Source organism: Acinetobacter sp. YH12227, from assembly GCF_013417785.1.
Taxonomy (GTDB): Bacteria; Pseudomonadota; Gammaproteobacteria; order Pseudomonadales; family Moraxellaceae; genus Acinetobacter; species Acinetobacter gandensis.
This window is the reverse complement of the sequence record NZ_VPDH01000044.1, coordinates 1-12979: the sequence shown is the minus strand read 5'-3', so window position 1 is coordinate 12979 and position 12979 is coordinate 1. Positions and strand designations below refer to the sequence as shown.

Genomic DNA, 12979 nt, shown 5'->3' with positions numbered 1-12979 from the left:
ATGCTGAACATTTAATAAGAAATTTAGACCTTAACTTTTTATAATTTAAGGACACTTCGCCGACTGGAAAGTCTTAGTATTTTTCCCACGTTGACACTGATACTCCTTCTTCGTGCTTACACGCTGCCAAACCCCATCCACCAATTTAAAGTTATAAATGGTGCGAATAGAGCGAACAGAATCATCCATTAAACCCGTTTCAGTCACTTTAACCTGCCCCGCATTTGGCGATTCCACACGGTTAAAGTATTGACGGATTTCAACGGTCGATAATTCTTTACGTAAATCAGGACGATCCTTTAATACTTGGTTTAATGGCGTATCTGACGAACCCACTTTAGATACGATTTTTTGTGTAGTGGCACACCCCGACAAAATCCCCACACAAAGTGCTGAAACTGCAATTAGACGATACATAAGCCAACCTAAAAATCATTATTTACTGCAATATCATGCAGATTTTTTATTCATAACACTATTAAAGCAATGTAAAGAAGCGATGAAATCCATAAATTGGTGAAAGAAGCTCTGATCCTTAATGAGTGCCATTTCAAAAATACAGCTATAAAAAAACGCATCCGAAGATGCGTTTTGTATGAACTTTAAAGATTAAAGATCAAATAATTTACCTGGGTTCATAATTGCGTTTGGATCGAATACTTTCTTCAAAGCTTTCATGTATTCAATTTCTTCTGCTGAACGTGTGTAATCGAGGTAAGGCTTTTTAGTCATACCCACGCCATGTTCTGCTGAAATCGAACCGTCATATTTTTTCACAGTTTCAAATACATATGTATTCACCACTTGGCATTTTGCAAAGAATTCATCTTTACTTAAGTCCGCAGGTTTCAAAATATTTAAATGCAAGTTACCGTCACCAATATGACCGAACCAGCAAATTTCAAAGTCTGGATAGTTCGCTTCCACAATTGCATCAATTTCTTTAATAAATGCAGGAACATGTGTAATTAGAACTGAGATGTCATTTTTGTATGGTGTGAATGGAGCAATCGACTCTGAAATGTCTTCACGTAAACGCCACAAGTTATGTACTTGGTCTAGGCTTTGGCTCATTACGCCATCAAGCACCCAACCTTGTTCCATGCAATGTTCAAAGATTTCCATTGCCGCATCCATAATCGGCTCAAATGGTGCTTCAAACTCAAGTAAGACATAGAATGGACATGGTGTTTCAAATGGACGTTGTACATGACCATTGTCCAAAACTTTTTGCATTGCAAGCTCACCAAAGAACTCAAATGCTGTTAAGTCAATTTTCTTTTGGAAGGCATGCAGTACCGGCATAATCGCATCAAAGTCAGGCACACCCAACACCAACACTTGTAAGTCATGTGGTTGACGTTCAAGTTTGATTTCAGCTTCAGTCACTAAACCTAGAGTGCCTTCACCACCAATAAATAAGTGTTGCAGCGCATAACCCGTCGCGTTTTTGATCATGCCTTTGTTCAAGCGCAGGATGTCACCTTTACCTGTAACAACCGTCATGCCCAACACCCAGTTACGTGTCATGCCGTATTTAATCACTTTAATACCACCGGCATTGGTACCGATGTTACCGCCAATTTGTGATGAACCTGAAGATGCAAAATCGACTGGGTAATACATGCCCTGTTCTTCAGCATAATTCTGAAGTTGTTCAGTCACTACACCTGCTTGTACACGCACCATCCGGTCAGCTGGGAAGAATTCCAAGATTTGGTTCATCTTGTCCATGCTCACCACGATTTCACCGTTGGCAGCCACAGCACCTGCTGATAAACCTGTACGACCGCCACTTGGGGTAATCGCGACATTAAATTGGTTTGCCAGCTTAACAATTTGTTGAACTTGCTCTGTGCTTGAAGGGAAAACGACGACCGAAGGATTTGGATCGAAGTGCTTAGTATGGTCACGACCCCAATTTTGGAGACTATCCGCATCTGTTTTAATACGGCTTTCGCCAACAATAGCGGTCAATTGGGTTAATAACTCTGGGGTTAAAGCGACTGGAGCATTCATCGTTTTCAGACCTTGCAAGAAGTAAACAAGTTTTAAAGGTCCAGACCTGATTCAGTCAAAATTGCGGCATCCGCATATTTCAAGGGAAAAAGCCTGAAACTGAGTGCATCAAATAGGCCATGAATAGGCCAAGCGAAATTTGAGCCGCACCATTATAAGCTATAACTGCGTTTTTTTGACAAAACCGAAAGAAAAACGTGTTTTTGAAATGTCATTAGAAATATTACGCAGTTAATTAGACCGCAAGCGACAAGTTTTGACACATAATTCGCCAAAATACCTGACACAGCCGTCATAAAGGAAATGTATATAGGGCTTTTTCCTATGCTATTATATCGCCACTAAATTTGGCCTTTGTAGCGGAGCCGTAATGAGCCAACATCTTTCTTTGCCTAAAGATAAAATTCGTTTCTTGTTATTAGAAGGCGTTCACCAAAACGCAATCGACACACTAAATGCTGCTGGATACACCAACATTGATTACCGTAAAACTGCGCTTGAGGGTGAAGCGTTGAAAGAAGCGGTTAAAGATGCTCACTTCATTGGTATTCGTTCACGTACTCAATTAACTGAAGAAGTTTTTGAAGCGGCGAATAAACTGATTGCTGTGGGTTGTTTCTGTATCGGTACAAACCAAGTGAACTTAAATGCTGCCATGATTCGTGGTATTCCAGTATTTAACGCACCATACTCAAATACACGTTCGGTTGCTGAACTTGTACTTGCTGAAGCGATTCTATTACTTCGTGGTGTTCCTGCTAAATCTGCTTCAACTCACCGTGGTGGTTGGAACAAATCTGCAGTTGGTTCATTTGAAACTCGTGGCAAAACTTTAGGTATTGTGGGTTACGGTTCGATCGGTTCACAACTTTCTGTACTTGCAGAAGGTTTAGGTATGCACGTTATTTACTACGATGCAGTAACTAAACTTCCAATGGGTAATGCACGTCAAGTCGGTTCTATGGGTGAACTTCTTGCGAATGCAGACGTGGTTTCTTTACACGTTCCTGACGTTCCATCTACACGTAACTTCTTCGGTAAAGAGCAATTTGCTCAAATGAAAGAAGGCGCAATCTTCCTAAATGCTGCACGTGGTACATGTGTAATCATTGAAGACCTTGCAGATGCGATCAAATCTGGTCACATTGCAGGTGCTGCGGTTGACGTATTCCCGAAAGAACCAAAAGCAAACGGTGAAGAATTTGTTTCTCCACTTCGTGGCTTAGACAACGTGATTTTAACGCCTCACGTGGGTGGTTCTACCATGGAAGCGCAAGCAAACATCGGTCTTGAAGTTGCTGAAAAATTCGTTGCTTACTCTGATAAAGGTATGACTTTATCTGCAGTGAACTTCCCAGAAATCGCGTTACCGTTGACTGAAGGCAAACACCGTTTACTTCATATCCACAAAAACGTACCGGGCGTTCTTTCAAAAATCAACAACTTGTTTGCTGAACACGGTATCAACATCTCTGGTCAGTCTTTAATGACCAAAGGCGATGTGGGTTATCTTGTGATGGACGTTGATGCAACTGCATCTAAAGAAGCTTTGGATACTCTTCACGAAGTGGAAGGTACCATCCGCGTTCGCGTATTGTTCTAATTTAATTAGACACTGAAGCCACAGCCTTCGGGCTGTGGTTTTTTTATTGTAGTAGACTTTTAAAATCTGGCTTTTGCCAATCTCCCGCTATTCGAGTCATCGAAACAAATTTAGTCTATGCCAAATTTTAAAATTACCCCTGCCCTACAAGCACCACTGATCTTGCTTATTGCAATGATCAGTATGCAAAGCAGTGGTTCTTTCGCCAAGTACCTGTTTGGTCAGTTTCCCATCCTGACCGTGTCCGCGATGCGTTTACTGCTCGGTGCATTAATCTTGGCGATCATCTTTAAAATTTGGAAAATCAATTTTAAACAAGTCAAATGGTCTGCAATTATCAGCTATGGCTGTGCTCTTGCAGGCATGAATATGCTGTTTTACTTGTCCATTGATCGCCTACCTCTCGGCATTGCCGTGTCGTTTGAATTTATTGGCCCTTTAAGTGTTGCACTATTGGCAGCAAGACGAAAATTCGACTTCGTCTGGGTCGGCCTTGCAATTCTAGGCCTAATTTTGCTGTTTCCATTTGATCAAGCAGCACAACGTCTTGACCCAATTGGGATCTTTCTTGCCCTCGGTGCAGGTGCTTGTTGGGCACTCTATATCGTGGCAGGTCAAAAACCGTCAGGGGTCTCAGGCAATCATACCGTTTGCTTAGGCATGTTCGTCGGCATGTGTGTTTTGATGCCCATCGCACTCTTTGCAGGTATGCCGGCACAGGCGTTTGAGCCAAGTAGTCTGCTGTATTTTATTGCACTTGCGACCCTAGCCAGTGCTTTACCTTTTACCCTAGAAATGATTGCGCTACGTAACATGACTGCGTTGAGTTTCGGTACACTCATGAGTTTGGAACCCGCTGTTGCCGCTCTCTCGGGTTTTATCTTTTTGCATGAACAATTGTTATGGACACAATGGTTGGCATTGGCAGTGATTATCAGTGCTTCGATTGGCTGTACTTATACCACGCAAAAGGCCAAACGAATTTAAATTCAAACAGCCTTAATCTTTTGAAAATATCTCCATTTTTTATTTTGAATTTAAAAATGGTGGCGATTTAAAGACGATTTTTTATATTCAATTTTTTTAAATTCAAAACCTGCAAATTGCATTTCGACACCTGAAAAAACTCAATGACTCAATATTAACCGCTATACTGAGCAGAATTAAAAATTGGGGTACTTTGTTCCCCCCACCACAGCGTGCCGCATGCCAAACTCACAATTATTAGCAGTCGTTTTCATGGTACTTTCCATGATCTCCTATCAAATCAGTGCATCATTCGCCAAGCAATTATTTTTGGTGCTTGATCCGCTCAGCGTGACCATTTTACGACTCTGTTTTGCTTCAATTATTATCTGCTTAATGTTTCGTTCATGGCACATTTTAAAACGGCTGTCTTTTTTAAAATGGCGTGATCTGCTCTGCTATAGCTCGGCACTCTGTTTGATGAATGTGTTGTTCTATATGTCACTGGGTAAATTGCCACAAGGCATTGCCGTGGGCTTAGAGTTTATTGGGCCTTTGGGTCTGGCATTATTATCCATTAAAAACCGCAGTGATTATATTTGGGTCTTTTTAGCCATCTTAGGTATTGCCTTGATGGTGCCTTGGGCACAAGCTCATGATGGTAATTTCTCAATACTTGGGGCAGCCTGTGCCTTAGCAGCGGGACTCTGTTGGGCATTCTATATTTACTTTGGACAAAAAGTGGTACATCAAAATATTGGTATGCATGCGCTAACGATTGCCATCACACTGTCCGCACTGACCTTGCTCCCGATTGGACTATATAACAATGCACCCGCCCTACTAGATACCCAATATTGGCCGAAAGCCTTATTAATTGCGATTTTAGCCACGGCCATACCTTATGCACTGGATTTAAAAGCGTTAAAAATCCTCAGTAAACTTAGTTATGGGACTTTATCGAGTTTGTCGCCTGCATTAGCTGCAATTACAGGTATGGTTCTGCTTGGCGAAAATATTGGGACGTGGCAATGGGTGGCCTTAATCTGCATTATGTTGGCATCCGTCGGGGTGACTTTACGTTCCTCTCGCAATACTCCGAGCAGCGTATCAGACTAAATTTTTATATTTATAGTTGAAACAAAAAGACGGCCTCTGCCGTCTTTTTTTTTTGATTTTGCATTCGTCTTCAGGCTTCACTTGCGTTTAGCCCGTCAAACTGTCTTTATCTGCTTTCTTGTATTTCTTATATTCCGCCAAATATTGTTTGGCTAAACTTTCCTTTTGCTTTTCATCTAAGATTTTACCTGCTTGCTGAAAAAAGCCGTGTTCTTCCTCCTGCAAATGATGATGTACCGTTTCAGATAATTTTTTCGCAATCGCCAACCAACCTGGATTACTAAATTCAGTTTCCGTCAGTTGCTCTAATAATTCATCCATCTCATGATGTTCCGCCAACGCATGACGAGTGATGTTTAGACCGGAATCGCTCATCATCAACGGGATGTAAAAATAACGATCTTCGCCAACGGCATGGGCAAATAACTCATTTTTGAGCAGCTCAAATAAGTCTCGACGTTCAGGTGTATCCCCTGAGGTTTGAATGAGTTTTTCAGCAAGTTCACGTTGTTTTTCATGACTTTGGCGTAGAGCTTCAAATATATTCATTGTAATGATGACCTCTGATGCTTAGCTAATTATGCAATATGAAATTTAATTATTATCCACAACTCAACCGAGTCGCTTATTTTTCATACTAATCGCTTCAGCAACAGAATTCAGCTACGCTCTGTTAAGATTTGTTCAAGCCTGTCCGGTAAAGGTTTGATAGCCCAAACGTACAATTAAAATACTGACTAAAATTAAAAACAGAATACGAATAAATCCACTGCCGTATTTTAATGCTGCTCGTACCCCAACTATGGAACCTAAAATATTAGTAACCGCCATCATCGCGCCAATAGCAAACAGTACATGCCCTGCCGGTGCAAAGAAACTCAAGGCAGCCAAGTTGGTGGTTAAGTTCGCCACTTTAGATAATGCAGAAGCATGCAAGAAGTCCGCTTGCAAATAGCGAATAAAAAAGAAGATAAAGAAACTACCTGTACCTGGGCCGAAAATACCATCATAGAAACCAATCGCTAGACTGCCTACAGCAGCGAGAACTAATATTTTAGGCGTGAGTTCTTGTCGGACATGTACCTGACCAAATTGTTTTTTGGTAAAAGTATAAATCGCAATCACGATGAGCATAACCAAAACGAATGGACGTAAAATTTCTTTGGGTACCATCGACACGCATGCTGCACCCGCAAAGGATGCAACAAAGGCGCAAGTCGCAATCACTGCTAGCAATTTCCAGCGCAATTTCACTTTCTTTAAAAAGCTATAAGAAGCTGAAGCCGTACCAAAAATAGACGATAATTTATTGGTGCCAAAAACCGTCGCTGGAGACAACTGCGGCATGGCATTCATAATGGCTGGAATTTGAATTAGTCCTCCGCCCCCGACTGCTGCATCAATTGCACCTGCAAAAAATGCAAAAAACAGAAGGCTTAAGATAATTTCAATGTCCATGGGATTACTTCTAAATTAGCGTGATGCTGGATTAGCTTTCAAGATTTAACACACGTTTTGGAACCAAACGTTTACGGTCTGTAATTTCTGCCAGGCCTAAGCAACGTTCGCCATCAAATACCAAAACTTGTGCTTCGGCTTCATGTTCAATATTACTTTCCATACCGCGACTGAAAAATTCAGCTCGGCCTTCAGGCGCTTGAACTTTGAGAAAATGATCGACAGGTGCGTACACCGGCAGTAACAGTTCTTCGCGTTCAACTTCAGTTAAGCTTTCAAGATATTCAATGGTATAACTTGGGATGAGGTCAAAATGACCAGTTTTAATACGGTGTAAATATGTCAAATGACCAAAGCTACCCAATGCTTTAGCAATATCTTCACCTAAGACTCGAATGTATGTACCCTTCGAGCAAGTGATATCAAGTGTAATACTATTCTCAGTAAATGATAATAAGTTGATATCATAAATAGTGATCGGACGTGCTTCTCGCTCGATTTCAATACCCTGACGTGCTAACTCATATAAAGGACGACCTTCTTTTTTCAATGCCGAATACATGGGTGGTACTTGCTGAATGTCCCCAATAAACTGAGCTAAAACTTCACGAATCGACGCTTCAGTTAAAGCCGGCACAGTCGCTTCTAACAATACATCACCTTCAACATCGCCAGTCGTGGTGCTATGACCTAAAAAAACGGTGGTTTTATAACGTTTAGTCGAATCCAATAAAAAATGCGAAAACTTTGTTGCTTCACCTAAGCAAATTGGTAATAAACCTGAGGCTAATGGATCTAGCGCACCTGTATGTCCTGCTTTTTGTGCTCGATACAACCAACGCACTTTTTGTAATGCAGCATTCGAGCTAATGCCCAAAGGCTTATTTAATAAAAATACACCATGTACTGGACGACGCTGAATCTTAGGAGAAGCTTTTTTCATGACTAAAATAGGGCAAAAAGAGAACTGCGCCATGGTATCAATCCATGCTAAGCGTTTACAACTTTTCTATGTTTTTATCATTCTTTTATGTCATATTGAGTTCACATTTAGAACTCATAAAACAATTAAAACGGAAAAAGGTGCATTGGGATATGCAAAAAAATAAACTCTGGCTGATTTTAGCCATTGTGATTATTGCGGCAGCCGCATTTATATATTGGCTTGCGCCGAAAGATTCTCAGCAAGATTCACAACACAATATCGAACAGCAACAAAGTGCCGCAGCGAACTCTTCAGCAGCAACGGGTTTACCCAATGCAGTAGGTGGTTCTCTCATTAGTGCTAGTCAGCAAGACACCGAAGTAAACTGCCAAATCAGCATGGATGGTTCCAACCGCCTGATTGTGAATGAACAAACACGTAATTGTTTTGAATATTTCATCACCCAATACGGTGAGAAGTCGATTGATCAAATCAAAAAGGATTTCAAAACATATATTGCTCAAGGTCATAAAGAACCCGCTTTATCACAAATTTATGATTTGTGGGATCGCTACATGCAATATCGTGAACGTTTGGGCGATTTAGTCCCGCCAAGTGAAGACAAAGAATCTCCACAATATTACCGTGCGATTTATAACAGTACGCAAAATTTGCGTAAGCAGTTCTTTTCCAACTATGAAATTGAAGGTTTATTTGGCAAAGAAAATACCTACCACGAATACACATTAAAGCGTATGGAAGTGGTCAATGATAAAAAATTATCCGAATCTGAAAAAGCCCAAAAACTTAAAGAACTGTTTGATGAGCTTCCAGAAGATTGGAAAGAAAGCTTAGAACAAATCAATAAATTGGATGATCTGAGAAAGCTCACTGCAGATATTAAAGCCCGTGGCGGTTCGAGCGAAGAAATTCGTCAAATGCGTTTAAATTTGGTTGGGCCAGAAGCAACGCAGCGCCTTGAAACATTGGATACACAGCGCAGCGAATGGAAAGGCAATGTAAATCAATATTTAGATGAACGCGACAGCATCATGAAAAGTAATATGAGTGATAGTGCCAAACAACAAGCTGTACAGCAGCTCCGTAATCAGCACTTTAAATCAAAAGAAGATCAATTGCGCTTAAGCACTTTTGAAACGGTCCATGATCAAGGTGGAAAACTTCCCTTCTCGGAATAATCCGATCATGTAGTTATTATTTTATTTCAGGACGAAATAATGCGATACAAGAAAAAAAGATTACTGCGTTCTGCGCTCGTAGCAGCAACCGCTTTTATTGGTATTTCCTCTGCACAAGCTGCCGCAGGTTTACAGCATGTAACTGCCAACAGTTCAGTAACCTATGCCAAAACTAAGTATCCCATTGTGTTTACCCACGGGATGTTTGGTTTTACTCGTATCGGGTTTGATAGCTTTGGTATGGATTACTTTTACCAAATCCTACCTGATTTAGCCCGTAATGGTGCAAATACTTTTGCAGCGCAAGTCTCTCCTCTTGAATCGACTGAAGTACGTGGTGAACAACTACTGGCACAAGTTGAAGATGTACTTGCTATCACAGGTCAACCTAAAGTGAATTTAATTGGTCATTCACACGGTGGTCCAACTACACGTTATATTGCTGCCGTAAAACCGCAATATGTCGCATCCGTCACAGGTGTTGCAGGTACATATCGCGGCTCTCTAGTTGCCGATAAAATCCAAGCCAATAAAGGGATTAATTCTATTTTTGGTATTTTAGGCGATCAGCTACTTGCACCGATTATTACTTGGGCTGAAGGCAACTCAAGCCTGCCAAACAGTGTAGGTGCATCACTCACTGCAATCAGTGAAAAAGGTTCAGCCGCATTTAATGCTAAATTTCCTACGACAGCCATGGCAAATGACTGTAATAAAGCCGGTGCTAAAGTCGATAACGGTGTGTATTACTATTCATGGACGGGTACAGCGCAAGCGACCAATGTACTTGATGTGCTAGACAGCATTATTACTCAGCTTGGGCCCTTAGCTTATGCGAATAAAGATAATGACGGTTTAGTCGGTCGTTGTAGTACACATATCGGTCAGGTCATTCGTGATGACTACAATCATAACCATTTAGATGAAGTAAATATGGTCTTCGGTCTACGCAGTATTTTCTCACCTGACCCTGTTGCGCTCTATCGTCAACATGCCAACCGCTTGAAACTTCAAGGGCTTTAATCTCCATGCTTTAAAAAGCATGAAATTTCATTAATTTACTTATAAAAAGGACGCCATGCGTCCTTTTTTACAATGTTATTGTTTGTTAACCATATTTAAGACATTTCAAAAAATATTTATATAACAAAGTCTAAGTAATCAACCTAAATTTATGCACAATTGTATAAATTTATACATGTCATCAAAGCAACCGTCGTGACCTCTAATGACATGGAATTTAACTGCTAGCATGAAAAAATGTGAAGGCATCTTTGTTTATTTAAACTCTCTAAATTCAATGATCTGGCTTTGTCAGTGCAAAGATGCTGTTTAAAAAAGAGAGAACGCGTCAAATTATTAAAAAGTAAAAAACAACAACATCAGAACAGGAATGTTTATGCGAACTTTAGTAAAAACGGCCAAGATGGCCTCTGCTGCTGCCATTGCTGGTCTAGCAATCGGTTTATCAGCAACTACCCAAGCTGAGCCAAGTGTGCTTCAAGTAAAGGAAACCGCAAAATCAGACTATGCTAAAACCAAGTTTCCCATTTTAATGGTTCATGGTTGGTTAGGTTGGTCACGTATTGGTACGGAATCAGTCGGTCTCGATTATTGGTATCAAATTTTACCAGACATGGCGCGCAACGGCTCTACGGTCTTTGCTGCTCAATTATCTCCAGCAAACACTACGGCTTATCGTGGTGAACAACTGATTGCACAAGTTGAAGATGTCATCGCCATTACAGGAAAACCTAAAGTGAACTTAATTGGTCACTCACATGGTGGGCCAACGGTGCTATATGTTGCCCAAACCAAACCTGATTATATTGCCTCAATTACAGGAGTTGCGGGCACATATCATGGTTCTAAAGTTGCAGACGATATTCAGGACAATAAACTTTCTCGCACTGCATTTAACATTTTAGGTGACTATATTGTTGGCCCGCTAATCGCATTAGGGCAGCTAAAACCCGAACTGAAAATTGATTTTGATGCATCTATGAAGTCTCTGAGTCAAACTGGCTCAGCGACCTTTAACAGTACAGTTGCAAAATCGGCCGTGGCAGATGGGGTATTGGCCTCTTCAGAAAATTGCAGCAAGAACTTAAGACCCGTCGATAGCAAAGGGATTCAATACTATTCATGGACGGGTGTGGCACAAACCACCAACCTACTAGATATTGATACAATCTTGATGCAACTTGGCCCACTTTCTTATGGCAATAAAGACAATGACGGTATGGTTGCCCGTTGTAGCGCGTATATTGGTAAAGTCATTAATGACAGTTATAAACTGAACCACACTGACCTGGCCAACATGATGTTTGGTCTCACAGGCTTGTTTACACAAGATCCTGTGGCGCTGTATCGACAACATGCCAACCGTTTAAAACTACAAGGCTTATAAAACCAATCTGTTAAGGGAATGTATTCATTCCCTTATTTTTAAAGCGATATTCATTCTTTACTAAGCTCTACCGCTTTAATTCAATCACTGCTCAGATGAAATCATTGAACTAATACCAAGGTCAATCCTGTGATTGATCCTTATGCTTCTTTAAAAATAATATTATTGTGAGTATTAAAAAATGAAATATGGAATTTTCATCACTGCGTTACTAGCTGCATCTTGCTTCACGTCAGTCTCTGCATCCCAAGCAACACAAGTCACAGCAAAAGCTACATCAAGCTATGCAAAAACGAAATATCCAGTGGTATTTAACCATGGTATGGGCGGCTTTATTACTGTCGGGACGGACTCTTTCGGACTCGATTATTGGTATCAAATTTTGCCTGATTTAGCACGAAATGGTGCTAATGTTTGGGCGACACGTGTGTCTCCATTTAACTCGACTGAAGTTCGCGGTGAACAATTACTGCAACAAGTCTTAGAAATTCGGGCGATTACCGGAGCAGAAAAAGTCAATTTGATTGGTCATAGTCACGGTGGTCCAACTATTCGCTATGTCGCAGGTGTGCGACCAGATGTCGTTGCATCTCTCACCAGTGTTGCAGGTCCCCATCAAGGCTCTCCTGTCGCAGATTTAATTTTAAAAGCTGAAGGTACCCCCATCGAAGGACCATTGGTTGGCGCAGTGAACTTTGTATCAAAAGCTATAACGTGGGCACAAGGGCTGGATCCAAATAGCTATCCACACGATTCACTTGCTGGCGGTTCAAGCTTAACCCTCGCGGGTTCGGCAAAATACAATGCAGCATTCCCGCTCGGCTTGCCTAAATCGAACTGCGCAGATGGTAATAGTATTGAGAAAGGAATTTACAACTATTCATTTACCGGTGTCGGACAAATTACCAATATCTTAGACTTAGATTCAGCCTTAAAAGTAACTGCCCTACTCATTGATGGTGGTAAAGATAACGATGGCTTAGTCTCACGTTGCAGTGCGAAATTTGGTAAAACGATTCGAGACAATTACAACTGGAATCATTTGGACGAAGTCAATCAAGTGCTCGGCCTAAAAGCCCTCTTCGCACCGGATCCCGTTGATGTTTATCGCCAACATGCCAATCGATTAAAACTTCAAGGTTTATAAATACTTCTTTGTACACGACAAAAAAAGATAACTCATTGAAATAATGGCATAATACTTGTTTTCTGACGACGAATATGATGACACATTTCAATGAGTTACATCTCATCTTAAACAAATATCTAAAGTGGAACAA

General features: G+C 40.9%; 12 protein-coding genes. 7 read left to right on the top strand and 5 right to left on the bottom strand.

From position 1 onward, the window contains the following. Positions 1 to 45 precede the first annotated feature (45 nt). Both FTV09_RS10925 and FTV09_RS10920 read right to left on the bottom strand, forming a co-directional pair. A complete protein-coding gene (locus tag FTV09_RS10925) occupies positions 46 to 417 on the bottom strand; it encodes a hypothetical protein (protein ID WP_067762967.1) in 372 nt (123 codons plus the stop codon). A gap of 192 nt (positions 418 to 609) precedes the next feature. Next, on the bottom strand, positions 610 to 2019 hold the full coding sequence (locus tag FTV09_RS10920; RefSeq protein ID WP_180058319.1) for an FAD-binding oxidoreductase: 1410 nt from the start codon (positions 2017 to 2019) through the stop codon (positions 610 to 612). Positions 2020 to 2389: 370 nt separating this feature from the next. On the opposite strand from FTV09_RS10920, the gene serA reads away from it, so the two are divergent. From serA to FTV09_RS10905, 3 genes are all read left to right on the top strand, one after another. Further along, positions 2390 to 3622: a phosphoglycerate dehydrogenase gene (gene serA, locus FTV09_RS10915; protein WP_067762969.1), complete on the top strand. Its 1233-nt coding sequence runs from the start codon at positions 2390 to 2392 to the stop codon at positions 3620 to 3622. Between the two features lie 117 nt (positions 3623 to 3739). Beyond that, a complete protein-coding gene (locus FTV09_RS10910) occupies positions 3740 to 4609 on the top strand; it encodes a DMT family transporter (protein WP_180058318.1) in 870 nt (289 codons plus the stop codon). Positions 4610 to 4828: 219 nt separating this feature from the next. Continuing rightward, positions 4829 to 5707 (top strand): DMT family transporter, encoded by an 879-nt coding sequence (locus tag FTV09_RS10905; protein WP_180058317.1) that lies wholly within the window; start codon positions 4829 to 4831, stop codon positions 5705 to 5707. Between the two features lie 87 nt (positions 5708 to 5794). On the opposite strand, the gene FTV09_RS10900 is transcribed toward FTV09_RS10905, so the two are convergent. From FTV09_RS10900 to truB, 3 genes are all read right to left on the bottom strand, one after another. Beyond that, on the bottom strand, positions 5795 to 6256 hold the full coding sequence (locus FTV09_RS10900) for a hemerythrin domain-containing protein (RefSeq protein ID WP_067762972.1): 462 nt from the start codon (positions 6254 to 6256) through the stop codon (positions 5795 to 5797). 135 nt (positions 6257 to 6391) lie between these two features. Then, entirely contained in the window at positions 6392 to 7165 is a 774-nt protein-coding gene (locus tag FTV09_RS10895) for a TSUP family transporter (protein WP_180058316.1), read from the bottom strand. 31 nt (positions 7166 to 7196) lie between these two features. Continuing rightward, positions 7197 to 8108: a tRNA pseudouridine(55) synthase TruB gene (truB, locus tag FTV09_RS10890; protein ID WP_180058335.1), complete on the bottom strand. Its 912-nt coding sequence runs from the start codon at positions 8106 to 8108 to the stop codon at positions 7197 to 7199. A gap of 152 nt (positions 8109 to 8260) precedes the next feature. Between truB and FTV09_RS10885 the strand changes: the two genes are divergently transcribed. From FTV09_RS10885 to FTV09_RS10870, 4 genes are all read left to right on the top strand, one after another. Next, the gene (locus tag FTV09_RS10885; protein ID WP_180058315.1) at positions 8261 to 9289 is read left to right on the top strand and encodes a lipase secretion chaperone; all 1029 of its coding nucleotides are present in this window, start codon (positions 8261 to 8263) and stop codon (positions 9287 to 9289) included. Positions 9290 to 9328: 39 nt separating this feature from the next. Next, positions 9329 to 10312 carry a triacylglycerol lipase gene (locus FTV09_RS10880; protein WP_180058314.1) on the top strand — a complete coding sequence of 328 codons (984 nt, stop codon included), beginning with the start codon at positions 9329 to 9331 and terminating at the stop codon, positions 10310 to 10312. Positions 10313 to 10688: 376 nt separating this feature from the next. Further along, on the top strand, positions 10689 to 11699 hold the full coding sequence (locus FTV09_RS10875) for a triacylglycerol lipase (protein WP_180058313.1): 1011 nt from the start codon (positions 10689 to 10691) through the stop codon (positions 11697 to 11699). Between the two features lie 181 nt (positions 11700 to 11880). Then, the gene (locus FTV09_RS10870) at positions 11881 to 12846 is read left to right on the top strand and encodes a triacylglycerol lipase (RefSeq protein WP_180058312.1); all 966 of its coding nucleotides are present in this window, start codon (positions 11881 to 11883) and stop codon (positions 12844 to 12846) included. Positions 12847 to 12979: the final 133 nt, after the last annotated feature.